This window comes from Fulvimarina uroteuthidis, assembly GCF_034321785.1.
GTDB classification, from domain to species: domain Bacteria; phylum Pseudomonadota; class Alphaproteobacteria; order Rhizobiales; family Rhizobiaceae; genus Fulvimarina; species Fulvimarina uroteuthidis.
In genome coordinates this window covers 985,394-1,001,398 of sequence record NZ_JAXLPB010000002.1, presented here as the reverse complement: position 1 = coordinate 1,001,398, position 16,005 = coordinate 985,394, and the positions used below count along the sequence as shown (strand labels likewise).

Below are 16,005 nucleotides of genomic sequence, written 5' to 3'. Positions count from 1 at the left end.
CGGTTCCGGACTTTCGGCACGGCCCTCCGTTTCCCTTCTCTGCGCGAAGGCGGACCGGGCTTATCGCGGCCCTTTGCATGCGGCCGCATCATTCCAAGGCATTTTGATTGACCTCCACCACTTTTGACGCGTTCGGCCTGGCCGAACCGCTGATGCGCGCTTTGTCGCGTCTCGAACTCGTAACGCCCACGCCGATCCAGGCCCAGGCGATCCCGCATGCCGTCAACGGACGCGACGTCCTCGGCGTTGCGCAGACCGGCACCGGCAAGACCGCCGCGTTCGCGCTTCCCGTGCTGCATCAGCTGATGCAGAACGGCGGCAAGCCGACGACCCGCACGGCACGCGCCCTCATTCTCTCGCCGACCCGCGAGCTCGCGGTGCAGATCGGCGAGACGATCGCGGACCTCACCAAGGGAACGCCGATCTCCCACGCCACCATTTTCGGCGGTGTTTCGATCCGTCCGCAGATCCAGACCCTCGCACGTGGCGTCGATGTCCTCATCGCGACGCCCGGCCGTCTCCTCGACCTGATGAACCAGCGTTCGATCGACCTTCGCGAGACCCATTTCCTGGTGCTCGACGAAGCCGACCGCATGCTCGACATGGGCTTCGTGCGCGACGTCATGAAGATCGTCGGCCAGTGCCCGAAAGAGCGCCAGTCGATGCTGTTCTCGGCCACCATGCCCAAGCCGATCGAGGATCTGTCGAAGAAGATCCTGACCAATCCGCAGAAGGTCTCGGTCACGCCGGAAGTCGTGACGGTGGAAAAGATCGCGCAGAGCGTCTTCGCCGTCCCCCAGAAGGCGAAGAAGCTCTGGCTCATCGACTTCATCAACACCCATGAGACGAGCCGCATCGTCGTCTTCACGCGCACCAAGCACGGCGCGAACCGTTTGACGACCGACCTCGAAAAGGCCGGCATCCAGTCGTTGGCGATCCATGGCAACAAGAGCCAGTCGGCCCGCCAGAAGGCGCTCGGCGCGTTCCAGGACGGCGAGATCGACGTGCTCGTGGCAACCGACATCGTGGCACGCGGCATCCATGTCGACGATATCAGCCATGTGATCAATTTCGACCTTCCGGAGGAGCCGGAGAGCTACGTTCACCGCATCGGCCGGACCGCCCGTGCCGGACGCTCCGGCGAGGCGATCGCGCTCGTCGATCCGAGCGAGCGTGCCAAGCTGAAGACCATCATGAAGCTGACCGGCATCGACCTGACGCCGCAGCCGACGGACTATGTCGCACCACCTTCGACGGGCGGACGCGATTCCGAAGACGGTCCGCGCCGCGGCCATCGAGGCCAGCCGGCCCGCACCGGTCGCTCGCGGCCGAAGACGGATGCCGGCGCCGGCGCCGGAAACGGCCAGCGCGGCCCGAAGAAGCCCCGCTCGGCCAATGCCAATGGCGGCGGCAATGGCGGCGACGGCGCGAAGCGCTCGGCCAACCGTCCGTCCGGCGGACGCCGACGCAGCACCAGGGGCGGCGAGCGGGCGACCGCGAACGGCTAGAGACCGGCGCGTCCCATCGCGATTTCGCAGGAAAGCCGGGCCAAGCGCCCGGCTTTTCCGTTTGGGGTGGCCGCGCAAGGCCCATCCCTCGATTGCGATTGGGTCGTGCGGTCTCCATATGGGTCGGAACGCATCAGATGGAGAGACACATGGCCGAGACGATCAAGGTCGACATCCCGCACAAGTTGGGACGGGCGGCGGCACGCCAGCGCATCGACGAAGGTTTCGCGAAGCTGCGCCAGGACATGCTCGGCGGAATGGTGAAGTTCGAGGACAACTGGACCGGCGACCATCTCGACTTCAAGGCGCGCGTCATGGGCCAGTCGGTGACGGGCCGCCTCGATATTCAGGACGAGCAGGTGCATGTCGAGGTCGACCTGCCGATGATCCTCGCCTCGATCGCCGACAAGCTGCGCGGCCGCCTGAAGAAGGAAGGCCAGGTTCTGCTCGAGAAGAAGTAGGAAACGAAGGCGTTGCCGGCGCCTGGCGCATCGGGGCCTCGGTTTTCATGCAGGCGCGAAGGGTCGGCCAGGCCTCAGCGCGGCATGCCCGTCAGCACGGCATGCTCGGTCTTGATGGTGCCGCCGTTCGCGTCTTCCTCGACGGAGAGGATCCTGCCGAGACCGGGCAGGATCATGCCCTCCTTGACCCGCCAGAGTTCGCCGGGAGAGGCGAGATGGGCCTCGTCCCCGAACACCATGACGATCGAGTAGTCGGCGGGGGCGAGTTCGCGGCCCCGGACGATGCGCGGGGCGGGCATCGGTTCCACCGCGATCGTTTCGGGAGCCTTCGCCGTCGACCCGACCATGATCGGGTCGATCTTGACGGTGTTGATATCGTCGATCAGCATTCTCTCGAAGAAGTCGCGGTCGAGATAGGAGATCGTGGTCACCACCGAGAAGAAGCTGACGGACAGGGTCAGGACGCCGACGGTCAAGAAGCCCACGAGCCGGTCGGACTGGCTGTCCTCGCCGCCCGAACCCGCGCGGCTCCTGCCGACGAATTGAGACGCTTGGTAGTTCGTTGAACTCATGGCCCACCCTCACGAAACGCGACCGCAGCAAAGGGACACGCGGCCCGCCGGGCGGGCTTCGTCCTTCAGATCGGGAGATTGGCACGGGGTGCTTTAAGGAATGGTTCGCACAAGCCTCGTTCGGCCGTCACGATCAGAAATTTACGGTTGATTTACCATGTCGCCGATAAAATCGGCCCCATGACCGTACCCTCCCCCACCCGCCCCGCAGACGAACAGCGCATCCATGACAGGCGCCGCACGCGGCTGCGGCCGGTCAAGCTCATCTCACGCGGCAAGCGGTTTCTCGTCGACGGTTCGGCGATCGACCTGTCCGAGGGTGGCGTGCGCATCCGCTGGTTCGGCGAGAAAGCGCTCCCCGCCACGCTGCTCGTCTTCGACGAAGCCGACGACACCCTGCGCCCGGCCTCCATCGTGTGGCGGGTTCGCGACGAGATCGGGCTCCGGTTCACCGGAAGCGCGGAGGCGATCGGCAAGACCGACAAGGCCCGGCTCGGCGGGCGCTATTACGCGCTTGGCTGAGCGCGGGCCCGCCGCCACTCCGGGACCATGGTTTCAAATTTTCAACCGAAGATAACAGGAGTTTGATCGCGATCAGCGCTTGCCGAGGCAACCTGTCGGCCGCTCAGGCATTGCATCCCTAACGAAGGGATACGTGCATGATGAGAATTTTAATTCTTGAAGACGAGCCGATCATCGCGATCGATCTCGAGGACACGGTTCGCGACCGATGCGACGCGGACGTCTGCCTTGCGGATTCGGTCGCCGAGGCCGAGGCCCATTTGAAGCGCGGTGCGTTCGACTTCGCGCTCCTCGACGTTCGGTTGAAAGGTCGTGGCGAGACGTCTCTGGCGATCGCCCAGCGCCTGGCGCGCGACAAGGTTCCGTTCTGCTTCGTGTCGAGCGCGATCGACCCGCTGCCGCCGCATTTCCAGAACGTGCCGCATGTCACCAAGCCGTTCGAACTCTCGCAGCTCGAGGCCGTTCTTCCCTGATCCGGCGGATCCGCCGGACGAACGAACCGTTCAGAAAACCCCGCATCGCCTCGTCAGGAGGCCGTGCGGGGTTTTCCGTCTGCAAATTGCGCGGGCCGGTTCAGCGGCAGGGTCCGGGACCGTGCCGTCTGGTCTTCAAAAAAGCGCCTCGTCAGAACAGATCGAGCGGATCGAGGAAGCTGAAGAAGCCGTCCTTCGACCGGTTCAGTGCTTCCTTCTGGCGCGCGGCCACCATGTCCTGCGTCATCCACGCATCGCGGCGCTTTTCGTAGAACGAGTTGCCGCCGAGGATCGCCACATAGTGCATGTTGTCGTAGGGAAAGCTGTAGCCGGCGGTGTGGAAGAACATGGCGCGCTCGCCGACCCAGCCGTGGCGGGTGCCGCCGAGCACTTTGTCGGCGGTCGCAAAGGCGAGATCGCGCCCTTTTTCCATGCGCTTGGACAGGACCCCCGGCGCGAACTGGTTCTTGGCGCCAACGACGCCGCACACCGTGTTCGGAAACTTGGGGGATTCGACGCGGTTCATCACCACCGTGCCGACCGCGACCATCCCCTCCTCGCTCGTCCGGTTGGATTCGAAATACATCGCACGGGCAAGGCACTCGCGTTCGCTCATGTGCGGCCTGAAGGAGGCGCACCCCGAGAGGGCGAGGAGGGTCGAGAGGGCGGCGACGGCTTTGAGTGGGACGCGCATGCGGGCGTTCCTCGAGAAAATGAACATTCCCTCAAGATCACACGCGCCGATGAATCATCCGTTGAAGGAAATGGTTAACCGCAACGCCAGGGCACAGCCGCATGTGGCGAGCGCGCCCTTGCCCCGCAGCCCCAGGATTGGCAGCGCTTGGTGATTCGCGGTAAAGTCTTCCCACAAAAGAGGAGCGCCAGATGGGCGAAGTCTTCGAGACCACGGGGCGAATGACGCCGGACGAATTTTTCGAATGGCAGTTGAAACAGGACAGGAATTACGAGCTTGTCGATGGCTTGCCGAGGCTTGCGCCCAAGGCAATGACGGGCGCGTCACGCCGTCACGATACCATCACGGTGAATGTTCTGACGCAGCTGTCCAATCGCCTTCGCGGCCGATCATGTCGACCGCACACGGCCGATATGACCGTCGTCAATCCCAACGGCAATGTGCGCAGGCCGGATATCGTGGTCGATTGCAAGCGCGACTCAGACACAACGATGCAGACAGAGGAGCCTCGGGTTCTCGTCGAAGTGCTGTCGCCGTCGACAATGGCGTTCGACCGCTTCCGCAAGGTGGAGGAGTACAAGACCAACGACTCCATCCGGGTCGTTCTTCTCGTCGCATCCCAAACCGCAGAAGTCATCGTCTGGCGGCGCGGCGAAACCGGCTGGGCGTCCGAGATCGTCGAGACGCTGGCGGCCTCGATCGCGCTTCCGGAAATCGGTTGCGATCTGACACTGGCGGAAATCTACGAGGATACCGGCGTCACGGACTCTTCCCTCGAAGGCTCGGCCGACTGATATTTCCGGGCGTCAGTCCCGCGCCTCAAGCCGCAGAGAGCTTCGCCATCGTCTCGTCGTCGACCTCGTAGTTCGCGTAGACGTTCTGCACGTCGTCGTCGTCGTCGAGATTGTCGATCAGGCGCATCACGCTCTGGGCCTTGTCCTCGTCCACCGGCGCGCCGATGTTCGGGCGCCAGATAGCCTTCACGCTGCGCGCCTGGCCGAGCGAGGCTTCGAGGGCGCTCGACACCTCGCCGATATCCTCGAACGCGGTGATGATCGTGTGGCTCTCCTCGTCGGAGATCACGTCGTCGGCGCCGGCCTCGATCGCAGCTTCGAGAATGGCGTCGGGCTCGCCGACGGCGGCCGGATAGACGATCTCGCCGACATGGTCGAACATGAAGCCGACCGATCCGGTTTCGCCCATGGAGCCGCCGGACTTGGTGAAATAGGACCGCACGTTGGACGCGGTGCGGTTCCGGTTGTCGGTCAGCGCCTCGACGATGACGGCGACGCCGCCCGGGCCGTAGCCCTCGTAGCGAACCTCCTCGTAATTCTCCGAATCGCCGCCGGCCGCCTTCTTGATGGCCCGCTCGATATTGTCCTTCGGCATGGACTGGGCCTTGGCGTTGTTCACCGCCAGGCGCAGGCGCGGGTTCATTTCCGGATCGGGCAGGCCGGACTTGGCCGCGACCGTGATCTCGCGTCCGAGCTTTGAGAACATCTTGGAGCGCACGGCGTCCTGCCGGCCCTTGCGATGCATGATGTTCTTGAACTGTGAATGGCCGGCCATCGGGACCCCGTCGTGCTGGAATGTCTGAAGCTGACTGTCATATAAAAAATCCTGCCGGAAACGTCCAGAACGTCGCCGCGCTTCATCGATCGAACCCGTGCCGGGCCCATTCGACCTCGGACGAACCGAAAGCGAGCACGCCATGAGCGACACCATCCGGCCCGTGACCCTGCCCGACCTGCCGCTGACCGGGGGCTGCTCCTGCGGCAAGGTGCGCTACGCGATCGGCGGCGTGCCCCAGGCCTTTTATCTGTGCCATTGCACCGAATGCCAGCGCCACACGTCGAGCGCCTTCGGCATGAGCCTGCGCGTCGATCCGGCGACGGTCACGGTGACCGGCGAGATGAAGACGATCTCGCGCACGTCGGACAGCGGCGCGACCCGGTACGGCGACTTCTGCCCGGAGTGCGGCGTGCGCATCCAGCATCGATCGAAGGACGATCCGGGCCGCCTCAACATCAAGGCCGGAACCCTCGACGATACGGCCTGGCTGATCCCTGCCGGCCATATCTGGGTCTCGTCGAAACAGGCCTATGTGGTGATAGGCGAGGACGAACTTGCCTACCCGCAACAGCCCGAAGACAAGGCCGAGGCCATCAAGGCCCGCTGGCGCGCCATGCTGGAGGCCGGAAGAACGCAGACTTCTTGATCCCGCCGCTCCCCTTTTCCCGGCCCGGATCGCACCTGCGCCCAAACGTCCCGGCGCTCGGAAATAACGCAAAGATGAGTCGCGTGTCGATTTCGATCGGGTAAGCTTTCCAGGACGTCTCGTTGGGGCAGCGCCGACGGTCCTTGCGTCCGCGTTGCGTTCCCCATGTCCGAACGACTTGCCGCAGAGGGGATGACATGCACGACACCCTGCGCACGACCCTGCGCATCGCGATCGTCCTGGCGGGCGGGGCCGCCTCGCTTCTTGTCCTGCCGCCTGCCTTCGCGCAGGACGCGGCGCCGTCCGCAAGCGAAATGGACGAGCCGCCGAGCCAGTGCCGGGCGATCGCGAGCCTGATGCCGAACGCCACCTTCGCGCAAGCCGACGGTGAGAGCCGCGGGCTCTTCCAGGATCGCTCGCGCGACCGGGAGACGACCATCACCTACGTCACCCATTCGACCTTCGTGATCGAAAGCCCGGACGGCGTGACCGTCGCGACCGATTATGCGGGCTATTCGGGCGAGTTCCTCCCCGATATCGTCACCATGAACAAGGCCCATGGCAGCCATTACACCTTGAACCCCGATCCGGCCATCGCCAGCGTCCTGCCCGGCTGGAACCCCGAAGGCGGCCCCGCCCGGCACCGGGTGGTCGATGGCGATGTCTATGTCCGCAACGTGCCGACCGACATCCGCTCCTATGGCGGCATGGAGCCGGACGGCAATTCGATCTTCATCGTCGAGACCGGCGGCCTGTGCATCGGCCATCTCGGCCATCTGCATCACATGCTGACCGAAGACGATTATGCCGCGATCGGCCGCCTCGACATCCTGATGGTGCCGGTCGACGGCGGGATGACCATGAGCCAGAGCAGCATGGGGGAGATCGCGGACCGGCTGCGGTCCTCGATCGTCCTGCCCATGCACCGGTTCCGCGGTCCGATCGAGCGCTTTCTCGATCGCATGCCGGGGTTCGCGGTGGAGCGCCCGGCAAGCCGCGCGATCACGGTTTCGCCCGCCACCCTGCCCCGCCAGCCGACGGTGATCGTGCTCGAAGGCGTCTGAGCCTTCGGGTTCCCGGTTTCGCGCCCCCGGCGGGACGCCTCAGGCCGCCTCGCCGGCAAAGCCCCGCTTGCGCATCAGCGCGGCCGGATCGGGCTCGCGGCCGCGGAACCGTGCGTAGAGAACCGCCGGATCCTCGCTGTCGCCGGCCGAATAGACATGGCGCAGCAGCCGTGCGGCGGTCTCGGCATGGAACGGATCGCCGCTCTCGGCGAAGGCCTCGAACGCGTCCGAATCCAGCACTTCGGACCAGAGATAGCTGTAGTAGCCCGCCGAATAGCCCTCGCCGGAGAAGACATGGGCAAAGTGCGGCGTGCGGTGGCGCATGACGATGGCCTCCGGCATGCCGAGCTTGCGAAGGGTTTCGCGCTCCGTTTCAAGAGGCCTTGGATCGGGATCGTTCGTTTCGTGCAGATCGAGATCGACGATGGCGGAGGCGGTGTATTCCACCGTGTCGAAGCCGGCGTCGATGATGCGAGCCGAACGTAGCTTTTCGGTCAGCGCCAGCGGGATCGGCTCGCCGGTCTCAACGTGCCGGGCATGCTTTTGAAGGATCGCGGGCACGCTCAGCCAGTGCTCGAACAGCTGCGAGGGCAGCTCGACGAAATCGCGCGCGACGGAGGTTCCCGAAAGGCTCGGGAACCGCACGTCGGACAAAAGCCCGTGCAAGGCATGGCCGAACTCGTGGAAGAGCGTCGTCGCATCGCTCATGGACAGGAGCGCCGGCTGCCCCGCTCTGGGCTTGGAGAAGTTGCACACATTGTAGATGATCGGCGTCTGGCCGCCATCCATCCGGTGCTGCGGCCGCAGGACGCTCATCCAGGCCCCGGAGCGTTTGGTCGCGCGGGCGAAATAATCGCCGAGAAAATAACCCTGTTCGGTGCCGTCGGCCTTCAGGACCCGCCATGCCCGCACGTCCCCGTGCCAGGCCGAGACGGTCTCGACCGGCTCGAAGGTGAGGCCGAACAGACGGTTGGCCACATCGAAGCTCGCCTCGATCATCCGGTCGAGCGAGAAGTAGGGCTTCAGCTCCGATTCCTCGAAATCGAGTTCGGCGCGCCGGCGCTTCTGCGCGTAATAGCGCCAGTCGGACGGAGCGATGGGCGCGTTCGCGCCTTCGGCCCGGGCGATCCTGCCGAGGGCCAGGGCATCCTGTTCGGCCCGTGCCCGCGCTGGGCCCCAGACCCGCATCAACAGGTCGCGCACCTTGTCCGGGGTCTTCGCCATCTGGTCGTCGAGCTTGAAGGCCGCATAATTGGCATAGCCGAGCAGCTGCGCCTTTTCGGCGCGCAGCGCCAGGATCTCGGCCATCACCGGCCGGTTGTCGTGCGGCCCGTCCCGCTCGCCGCGCCGGGTCCAGGCCTCGAAGGCGGTGGCGCGCAGATCGGCACGGTCGCTGTTTTCCAGGAAGGGAACGAGGAGCGAGCGCGAGAGGGTGAGGACCGCGCCCTTTCTGCCGCGCTCTTCCGCCGCGCTCTGCAGCGAGGCCACCAGCCAGTCCGGCAAGCCGGCGAGATCCCCGTCCGCCAGACCGAGCGTCCAGCCGCTCTCGTCGGCGAGGATGTTCTGGCCGAACGCGGTGAAGAGCTCGGACAGGCGCTGCTCGATATCCGCCAGCCGGCCGCGCGCGTCCTGGCCGAGACGCGCGCCGGCGCGCACCATGCGCTCATGGGTCCGGGCCGTCAGGCGCCGTTCTTGCGCCGACAATCGCGCCAGCCCGACCTTATCCACAGCAACCGCCCGGACCTTCTCGAAGAGTTCGGCGTTCAGCGAGATCGAGGAGACGTGGCGCGACAGGCGCGGGTAGAGCGTGCGCTCGAGCGCCTGGATCTCGTCGGTCGTCACCGTCGCGGCGACGACGGCGAAGCTGCGGGACAGATGCGACAGCGGTTCGCCGGATCGCTCCAGCGCCTCGATGACGTTTTGAAAATCAGGCTCTTGCTGCGACGCGGCGATCGCGTCGATCTCCTTGCGATGGGCGGCGATCGCTTCATCGAAACGGGTTTCGAAGACCTTGGCATCGAGCGTTCCGGTCATGCCCAGAACCTGCCCGAGCGTCGATTGGTCCGACATTATTCTTCCTTCCTGTTCGTTGAGCGGGTCGCGATGGATGTGGCGCGTGCGATCCGCGCCGGTCAGTTCCTCGTGTTGAAACAGACCGTCTTGCGGCGCAAAGCGACAAATTCAACCTGAACGTTGGAAACGGGCTTCACTTCATAAGCAGCGATTGCTATGTCAAGTGTTATTGAATTTCCGGCGGCGCCTTGCCGCGTAACCATAGTTGACCGAGTTTTTGATGCCCAACCCCCAATCCGGCAATGCGCTTGGATTTCTCTTGACCGACGTTGCCCGGCTGTTTCGCCAACAGTTCGAAAAAGCCGTTCTCGACGCGGGACTTGAACTGACTCAAGGTGAAATCCGCGCCCTTTCCCATGTGGCTCGCCACGAAGGAAGCCGTCAAGCCGTTCTCGCCGAGCGCATGGGTGTCGAACCCATGACCTTGTCCGCCTATCTCGACAGGCTGGAGAATCGCGGGCTGGTCAAGCGTACGCCCGATCCGCACGACCGCCGCGCCAAGGTGATCAACACCACGGCCAAAGCCGCCACCGTGTTCGCCAATGCCCGCCCCGTCGCGCTGGAGGTCTACGCACGGGTCACCCGCGGCCTGTCGAAGCAGGAATGCGCCGAGATCGAGCGGCTTCTCAGCCATGTGCGCTCGAACATGACGGGCGAGCCGGTGGAGCCCGAACTGGAAGACGCAGGCGTTTCGGTCCCCATCGCCTGACCCGATGCGCCCTGCCCGACGCCTCGCGCGCCCCTTCGCGTTCGCGTGCCGGGCGGGGGACGTGCCGGGAGCTTTGTCGGCCGGACACGGGTCCGGCGGTCCCGGGAAGGGGCGGTCCCGAGATCGGACTGCGTCTCTCGAGGCCGCGCGGCTTCGATGCCGCCGCACGCACCGGTCCGGTGCGCGCTGCGCGCCTTCGTCGCTCCCCTGTCGGGCCGGCGCGACAATCACCCTTGTTTCCCGGCCATGGCTTGGTACACTCTCCGGTGACAAAAGACAGTTGAGGCGCCGTCCGCCGAGTGCGGGCCCGGGCGCCGGAGAGAAGTGTTGAGAAGCGGGAATGAAGGGAACCGCCACCGTCGATCGTCCAAAGACACAGCTGAGCGCGACCTGACCCCATCCATGGGCCCGCGCATGCGGCATGACGAGCAGGCCCGCCGCGAACGTGATCGCGCGGGTGAGTCTCGCAAGGACGAACCCGACCGGAGGCGCGGCTCGGCTCCGCAAGGCGTGGTGTCTGCAAGACAGCCCGGCGCCATGGATGGGCCGAAGCAGTTCGAGAACGATGCGAACCCTGGTTCCGCGCGGCAGCGACCCCGTGGCCCGAAACGGACGCCGACAGCCGGCGTCAACGACGCAAACGCCGGGGCGGAGGCGGACGGCAAGGATCGGCTCTCCAAACGCCAGAAGCGTCGCCGCCGCAAGATCGCCGCTTCGCGCGATGCCGCACCGGCCTTTGCGGAAGGCGGGGACGCCGACAGGCGTGATCAAAAGGCCGGGCTTTCCCCGGCCGAAAAGCCCGAACCGCCCGCCGGGCAGAGAGCCGATGCCCGCGAGCCGGGCCAGCGCGGCATGCGCAAGATGCGGCGCAGCCGTTCGCGCGGCGGCAATCGCAAGGCCGAGGCGTCTCCGTCTGCATCGCCATCCCCTCACGCGGCGCCGAACGATCGCGCGGCCGACGAGGGCCGAACCCGTGTGCCGGACGGCCAGCCGGACGCGAACGGCCGGCAGGCACCCGTCGGTGCGAGCGCCGGCGCCGGGTCCCGCAGGCCCGCGGCACAGAACGCGACGCCGAGCCCGATCTACGCGGCCCTCGATCTCGGCACCAACAATTGCCGCCTGTTGATGGCCGCCCCCACCCGCCCCGGCCAGTTCCGGGTCATCGATGCGTTTTCGCGCATCGTTCGTCTCGGCGAGGGCCTCGGGCGAACCGGGTCCCTGTCCAAGGGCGCGATGGACCGGGCGGTCGCCGCCCTCAACGTGTGCGCGCAAAAGCTTGCGGCGCGGGACGTGACGCGCATGCGGCTGATCGCGACCGAAGCCTGCCGCGCGGCGGCCAACGGCGAAGAGTTCATCGAACGGGTCGGGCGCGAAACCGGGCTCGATCTCGAAATCGTCAGCCGCGAGGCCGAGGCGCGCCTCGCCGTCTCGGGCTGCGGCTCGCTGATCGAGGCCGGCACGCGGGGCGCCGTCCTCTTCGATATCGGCGGGGGCTCGTCCGAGATCGCGCTGCTGGACCTTCGCGACGGTCCGATCCGGAAGCTCGCGAACCGCATCGTCGGCTGGACGTCTCTGCCCGTCGGCGTCGTGTCCCTTGCCGAACGGCACGGAGGACGCAACGTGACGCCCGAGCTGTTCGAGACGATGATCCTGGAGACGATCGACCTGATCGAGGATTTTCCGGGGCGCGAGAAGCTCGACGATCTGATCGACACGCCGGGCTTCCACCTGCTCGGCACGTCCGGCACGGTCACGACGCTGGCCGGCATCCACCTCAATCTCGAACGCTACGATCGGCGCCAGGTCGACGGTCTCTGGCTGACGCGCGACGATGCGGACCGGCTCGTGGCGAAAATCCTGAGCTGGAGCTTTGAGGAACGGGTCGCGAACCCTTGCATCGGCAGCGACCGCGCCGACTTGGTTCTCGCCGGCTGCGCCATTCTAGAGGCCATTCGGCGGATCTGGCCGGCGCGCGCCCTGCGGGTCGCCGATCGCGGCCTTCGCGAGGGACTTCTGATCGAAATGATGATCGCGGACCGGGTGTGGCGCCGCTCCGACCGATCCGCCAGACGGAGCGCCTGATGGCCAAGGAGAACAACCCACGCGGTCTTTACGTGAAGGTCAAGAAGAAGCGCGGCCTCAAGGCCTCGTCGCGCCGGTGGATCGAACGCCAGCTGAACGACCCCTACGTTCGCCAGGCCAAGGCCGACGGCTACCGCTCGCGCGCCGCCTACAAGCTGATCGAGATCGACGACCGCTACAAGCTGCTGAAGCCGGGACAGCGCATCGTGGATCTGGGCGCCGCGCCCGGCGGCTGGTGCCAGGTCGCGGTCGAGCGCACCGGCTCGACCAGCGACGATATCCGCGTCGTCGGGATCGATTATCTGGAGGTCGGCCCGGTGGCCGGCGCCGAGATCCTGCTGATGGACTTTCTCGACGCCGACGCACCCGATCGCCTGATCGAGACGCTGGGCGGCCCGCCGGACATCGTCCTGTCGGACATGGCGGCGCCGACGATCGGCCATCGCCAGACCGATCATCTGCGCACCATGCATCTCGTCGAGGTGGCGACCGACTTCGCGATCCGCACGCTCGTTCCGGGCGGACACTTCCTGTGCAAGACGTTCCAGGGGGGAACCGAGCGCGACCTGCTCGACCTCCTGAAGCAGAATTTCAAGACGATCCACCATGTCAAGCCGCCGGCGAGCCGGGACGGATCGGTGGAGCTCTATCTTCTCGCCAAGGACTTCAAGGGCCGCAAGGCCCGCCCGTCGCAGGGCGGGGACGAGGCCGGCGATCCGGACGATGCCGAAGCCGGGCCGCTCGGTTGACACGCGCCTGAGGCGGACGGGCTTCGCGCCGTCACGCCGGCCGATCCCACCGGCTCCGCGCGGTCGGCGCGGCTGTCCTATGCGGCCGGGAAGGACCGGCCGGCGACCTCGTCTCCCGCCTCGCGCGACAGGCCGAGGAACGGCACGGCGGCGGTGATCATCAGGAGACCTGCGACCGTGAAGGCGATGGCGAAGTCGGCGACCTGCGGAACCGTTCCCCCGGCGATCGCCATGCCCGCTTCCAGGATGGTGCCGGCCAGCGCCACGCCGAACGCGATCGAGACCTGCTGGGTGGCCGCCATCATCGCGGTGGCATCGCCGGTCTCCCTGGTCGAAAGATCGGCGAAGCCGAGCGTGTTGATGCCCGTGAAGAAGAGCGAGCGGAAGAACCCGCCCACGAGCAGCAGGCAGACGAGCGCGGTGATCGATCCGGCGAGGGTTTCGAGACCGATCGCGACGATCAGCGCGCCGCCGGTGACGGTCGAGACCACGAGGGTCGACCGGAAGCCGAAGCGCTTCAGGACCGGTTTCGCCAGGAACTTCATCAGGATCGCCCCGCCCATGGACGCGCTGGCGACGAGCCCCGACTGAAGCGCAGAATAGCCGTAGCCGATCTGCAGCATCAGCGGCAGGAGGAACGGCACCGAGCCGGTGCCGACCCGGAACAACGTTCCGGCGACGATGCTGACGCGCAAGGTGGGGATCTTCAGCAGAGTCAGCTTCAGGATCGGCGTTGCGGCGCGCCTTGCATGGCGGACGTAGAGAAGGGCCGCGAGCGTGCCGGCAACGATCAGGACGACGCCGACCACCGGTGGCAGCGCCGGCAGCGACACCACCGAAAAGCCGAAGACGAGACCGGCGCAGGCAAAGCCGGACAGGACGAAACCGGGCCAGTCGAAGGAGACGTCCCGCACCCGCGCGACGAAGGGCAGGAAGCGCGTCGCGAGCACGATGCCGATGACGCCGATCGGCAGATTGATGAGGAAGATCCAGCGCCAGTCGGAATAGGTGGCGATCGCACCGCCGAGCGGGGGACCGATCAGCGGGCCGATCAGCGCGGGAATGGTGAACCAGGCCATCGCGCCGACGAGATCCGCCTTGGGGACGGCGCGCACCAGAAGCAGCCGCCCGACCGGCGTCATCATCGCCCCGCCGACACCTTGCAGGAAGCGCGAGGCGACGAAGGCCTCGAGCGAGGAGGAGAGCGCGCAGGCGAGCGAGCCCAGCATGAAGACGAAGATCGCCAGCCGGAAGACGTTCTTGGCCCCGAACCGGTCCGCAAGGCGCCCCGACACGGGAATGAAGATCGCCAGCGACACGTAATAGCTCGTCAGCGCCAGTTTCAGCGCGATCGGGCTGGTACCGAGATCGGCGGCGATCACCGGCAGCGAGGTCGCGATCACAGTCGCGTCCATCGTCTCCATGAAAAGCGCGACGGCCAGGACGATCGGGACAATCCGTTTCACAGGGGACACTCCTGAAACATCCGGCGGCATCGAAGGTCGACGCGTGGGTCGTGCTGGACCGTTGGGAACTGTCGGCGAACATAGGTCGGATTTCGCGAAACGATAGGGAGAACACGCCGTCGCGAACGACCGAACGGTGAATGGCACGATCCCGAAGGCCGATCACGATTGCCCGAGGATGCCTTGCCGCCGGGCTCCAGCGGCGCCATTCTTGCGGATGATGCGCGAAAGCTGCCGCCCGTCGACGCAGCGCCGAAGAGACATCGAACCCTGGGAGACACCGGATGACCGATCGACAGACCGAAGCCTCGACCCGCCTTACCCGCCGCCAGGCGCTCGCCGCCGGCTCGACACTGGGCCTTGCCGCCGCCGGACTGTCGGTATCAGCCCGCGCGCAGGACGCATCGGACACGGATGCCGTGGCCGACGCCGAAGCCGACACGAACCGCGCCATGATGGACACGCCGGGCTGGGCGCGGTTCGATCTCGGCGCCGCACGGGTGACGACCGTGCTCGATGGGGAGCGTCCCGGCGACGGACCCCACCCGACCTTCGGCATGGATCAGGAGGCCAGTGCCATGGCCGCCTTGATGCGCGCGAACTACCTGCCCGAAACCCGCATCGTCTCGACCTTCGCGCCGACGCTCGTCGAACTCGACGACAATCTCGTCCTCTTCGATACAGGCTTCGGCGAAAGCGGCCGGGAGAACGGTCTCGGCAAGCTGGTCGAGCGAATGGCGACGGCCGGCTACGGGACCGACGCCGTCACCATCGTCGTCCTCACCCATTTCCACGGCGATCACATTCAGGGCCTCGTCCGGCAAGACGGAACCCCCGTATTCCCCAACGCCCGCTATGTCGGTGGACAGGCCGAGTGGGACTATTGGACGTCGCAGGAGGCCGCGAGCGGCCCGCAGGCCGGCAATGCCGAACTCGTCGCCAAGCTTCTCGTGCCGCTGAAGGACCGGTTCACCTTCGTGAGCGACGGCGAGGCGGTCGTGACCGGCATCACCGCGATCGCCGCTCCCGGCCACACGCCGGGGCACATGATCTTCGAGATTGCCTCGCAGGGCCAGCGCCTGATGCTGACGGCCGACACGGCCAACCACTTCGTCGCCTCGCTGCAAAGGCCGCAATGGCATGTGAGGTTCGATATCGACAAGGAACGGGCCGCAGAGACACGGGAACGGGTCTTCGGCCGGATCGCCGACGAGCGGATCCCGTTCATCGGCTATCACATGCCGTTTCCGGCGGTCGGCTATGTCGAACGGATGGCCGATGGCGGCTTTCGCTACATCCCGGAAAGCTATCAGCTCGCCGTGGCGAACGAGGCGGCGGGCGGCGAGTAGGCGCGTCCGAATCCGCGCCGCAGGAGGCCGGAAAAGGCGGGCAGGAGGATGGTGGACGCAATGAC

At 66.2% G+C, this 16,005-nt stretch carries 17 protein-coding genes; 11 read left to right on the top strand and 6 right to left on the bottom strand.

Features of this window, described 5'->3' with window-relative positions; genetic code table 11:
• Positions 1-107 precede the first annotated feature (107 nt).
• On the top strand, positions 108-1,508 hold the full coding sequence (locus tag U0C82_RS09460) for a DEAD/DEAH box helicase (protein ID WP_322186810.1): 1,401 nt from the start codon (positions 108-110) through the stop codon (positions 1,506-1,508).
• A gap of 149 nt (positions 1,509-1,657) precedes the next feature.
• Positions 1,658-1,969, top strand: a complete 312-nt coding sequence (locus U0C82_RS09455; RefSeq protein ID WP_322186809.1) for a polyhydroxyalkanoic acid system family protein — start codon at positions 1,658-1,660, stop codon at positions 1,967-1,969.
• 74 nt (positions 1,970-2,043) lie between these two features.
• Here the strand turns inward: U0C82_RS09455 and U0C82_RS09450 are convergent, their stop codons facing one another.
• Positions 2,044-2,541 carry a hypothetical protein gene (locus U0C82_RS09450; protein ID WP_322186808.1) on the bottom strand — a complete coding sequence of 166 codons (498 nt, stop codon included), beginning with the start codon at positions 2,539-2,541 and terminating at the stop codon, positions 2,044-2,046.
• 180 nt (positions 2,542-2,721) lie between these two features.
• Between U0C82_RS09450 and U0C82_RS09445 the strand changes: the two genes are divergently transcribed.
• Together U0C82_RS09445 and U0C82_RS09440 are read left to right on the top strand one after the other, a co-directional pair.
• Positions 2,722-3,063, top strand: coding sequence for a hypothetical protein (locus U0C82_RS09445; RefSeq protein WP_322186807.1), 342 nt, complete (start codon positions 2,722-2,724; stop codon positions 3,061-3,063).
• Positions 3,064-3,200: 137 nt separating this feature from the next.
• Positions 3,201-3,536, top strand: a complete 336-nt coding sequence (locus U0C82_RS09440; protein ID WP_322186806.1) for a response regulator — start codon at positions 3,201-3,203, stop codon at positions 3,534-3,536.
• Between the two features lie 151 nt (positions 3,537-3,687).
• On the opposite strand, the gene U0C82_RS09435 is transcribed toward U0C82_RS09440, so the two are convergent.
• On the bottom strand, positions 3,688-4,230 hold the full coding sequence (locus tag U0C82_RS09435; protein ID WP_416186644.1) for a cell wall hydrolase: 543 nt from the start codon (positions 4,228-4,230) through the stop codon (positions 3,688-3,690).
• 191 nt (positions 4,231-4,421) lie between these two features.
• Here U0C82_RS09435 and U0C82_RS09430 point away from each other — a divergent pair, with 191 nt between their 5' ends.
• On the top strand, positions 4,422-5,024 hold the full coding sequence (locus U0C82_RS09430) for a Uma2 family endonuclease (RefSeq protein WP_322186805.1): 603 nt from the start codon (positions 4,422-4,424) through the stop codon (positions 5,022-5,024).
• 25 nt (positions 5,025-5,049) lie between these two features.
• On the opposite strand, the gene U0C82_RS09425 is transcribed toward U0C82_RS09430, so the two are convergent.
• Positions 5,050-5,799 carry a YebC/PmpR family DNA-binding transcriptional regulator gene (locus U0C82_RS09425; RefSeq protein ID WP_322186804.1) on the bottom strand — a complete coding sequence of 250 codons (750 nt, stop codon included), beginning with the start codon at positions 5,797-5,799 and terminating at the stop codon, positions 5,050-5,052.
• Between the two features lie 142 nt (positions 5,800-5,941).
• On the opposite strand from U0C82_RS09425, the gene U0C82_RS09420 reads away from it, so the two are divergent.
• Together U0C82_RS09420 and U0C82_RS09415 are read left to right on the top strand one after the other, a co-directional pair.
• Complete coding sequence (locus tag U0C82_RS09420; protein WP_322186803.1) at positions 5,942-6,448, top strand: GFA family protein; 507 nt, start codon at positions 5,942-5,944, stop codon at positions 6,446-6,448.
• Positions 6,449-6,645: 197 nt separating this feature from the next.
• Complete coding sequence (locus tag U0C82_RS09415) at positions 6,646-7,512, top strand: MBL fold metallo-hydrolase (protein WP_322186802.1); 867 nt, start codon at positions 6,646-6,648, stop codon at positions 7,510-7,512.
• A gap of 39 nt (positions 7,513-7,551) precedes the next feature.
• Here the strand turns inward: U0C82_RS09415 and U0C82_RS09410 are convergent, their stop codons facing one another.
• Both U0C82_RS09410 and U0C82_RS09405 read right to left on the bottom strand, forming a co-directional pair.
• Positions 7,552-9,582, bottom strand: a complete 2,031-nt coding sequence (locus U0C82_RS09410; protein WP_322186801.1) for a M3 family metallopeptidase — start codon at positions 9,580-9,582, stop codon at positions 7,552-7,554.
• Positions 9,583-9,751: 169 nt separating this feature from the next.
• Entirely contained in the window at positions 9,752-9,970 is a 219-nt protein-coding gene (locus U0C82_RS09405) for a hypothetical protein (RefSeq protein WP_322186901.1), read from the bottom strand.
• Between U0C82_RS09405 and U0C82_RS09400 the strand changes: the two genes are divergently transcribed.
• The 3 genes from U0C82_RS09400 to U0C82_RS09390 all read left to right on the top strand — a co-directional run bounded on the left by U0C82_RS09400 (position 9,944) and on the right by U0C82_RS09390 (position 13,125).
• Complete coding sequence (locus tag U0C82_RS09400; protein WP_322186897.1) at positions 9,944-10,294, top strand: MarR family winged helix-turn-helix transcriptional regulator; 351 nt, start codon at positions 9,944-9,946, stop codon at positions 10,292-10,294. The two genes, U0C82_RS09405 and U0C82_RS09400, sit on opposite strands and share 27 nt — an antisense overlap.
• 537 nt (positions 10,295-10,831) lie before the next feature.
• Complete coding sequence (locus U0C82_RS09395; protein WP_322186800.1) at positions 10,832-12,376, top strand: Ppx/GppA phosphatase family protein; 1,545 nt, start codon at positions 10,832-10,834, stop codon at positions 12,374-12,376.
• A complete protein-coding gene (locus U0C82_RS09390; protein ID WP_322186799.1) occupies positions 12,376-13,125 on the top strand; it encodes an RlmE family RNA methyltransferase in 750 nt (249 codons plus the stop codon). Before U0C82_RS09395 ends, U0C82_RS09390 begins: the two co-directional genes overlap by 1 nt.
• Positions 13,126-13,202: 77 nt before the next feature.
• Here U0C82_RS09390 and U0C82_RS09385 read toward each other — a convergent pair whose 3' ends face one another.
• Positions 13,203-14,591 (bottom strand): MFS transporter, encoded by a 1,389-nt coding sequence (locus tag U0C82_RS09385; RefSeq protein WP_322186798.1) that lies wholly within the window; start codon positions 14,589-14,591, stop codon positions 13,203-13,205.
• A 284-nt stretch (positions 14,592-14,875) separates the two neighbouring features.
• On the opposite strand from U0C82_RS09385, the gene U0C82_RS09380 reads away from it, so the two are divergent.
• Positions 14,876-15,940, top strand: coding sequence for an MBL fold metallo-hydrolase (locus U0C82_RS09380; protein WP_322186797.1), 1,065 nt, complete (start codon positions 14,876-14,878; stop codon positions 15,938-15,940).
• The last annotated feature ends 65 nt before the right edge of the window (positions 15,941-16,005 follow it).

What these genes read in the sequence shown, in the direction of transcription:
- U0C82_RS09430 (WP_322186805.1), top strand. Translation starts at nt 4,422, where the DNA reads ATGGGCGAAGTCTTCGAGACCACGGGGCGAATGACGCCGGACGAATTT.
- U0C82_RS09435 (WP_416186644.1), bottom strand. Translation starts at nt 4,230, where the DNA reads ATGCGCGTCCCACTCAAAGCCGTCGCCGCCCTCTCGACCCTCCTCGCC.
- U0C82_RS09425 (WP_322186804.1), bottom strand. Translation starts at nt 5,799, where the DNA reads ATGGCCGGCCATTCACAGTTCAAGAACATCATGCATCGCAAGGGCCGG.
- U0C82_RS09410 (WP_322186801.1), bottom strand. Translation starts at nt 9,582, where the DNA reads ATGTCGGACCAATCGACGCTCGGGCAGGTTCTGGGCATGACCGGAACG.
- U0C82_RS09420 (WP_322186803.1), top strand. Translation starts at nt 5,942, where the DNA reads ATGAGCGACACCATCCGGCCCGTGACCCTGCCCGACCTGCCGCTGACC.
- U0C82_RS09455 (WP_322186809.1), top strand. Translation starts at nt 1,658, where the DNA reads ATGGCCGAGACGATCAAGGTCGACATCCCGCACAAGTTGGGACGGGCG.
- U0C82_RS09395 (WP_322186800.1), top strand. Translation starts at nt 10,832, where the DNA reads ATGGATGGGCCGAAGCAGTTCGAGAACGATGCGAACCCTGGTTCCGCG.
- U0C82_RS09380 (WP_322186797.1), top strand. Translation starts at nt 14,876, where the DNA reads ATGACCGATCGACAGACCGAAGCCTCGACCCGCCTTACCCGCCGCCAG.
- U0C82_RS09450 (WP_322186808.1), bottom strand. Translation starts at nt 2,541, where the DNA reads ATGAGTTCAACGAACTACCAAGCGTCTCAATTCGTCGGCAGGAGCCGC.
- U0C82_RS09445 (WP_322186807.1), top strand. Translation starts at nt 2,722, where the DNA reads ATGACCGTACCCTCCCCCACCCGCCCCGCAGACGAACAGCGCATCCAT.
- U0C82_RS09390 (WP_322186799.1), top strand. Translation starts at nt 12,376, where the DNA reads ATGGCCAAGGAGAACAACCCACGCGGTCTTTACGTGAAGGTCAAGAAG.
- U0C82_RS09440 (WP_322186806.1), top strand. Translation starts at nt 3,201, where the DNA reads ATGATGAGAATTTTAATTCTTGAAGACGAGCCGATCATCGCGATCGAT.
- U0C82_RS09415 (WP_322186802.1), top strand. Translation starts at nt 6,646, where the DNA reads ATGCACGACACCCTGCGCACGACCCTGCGCATCGCGATCGTCCTGGCG.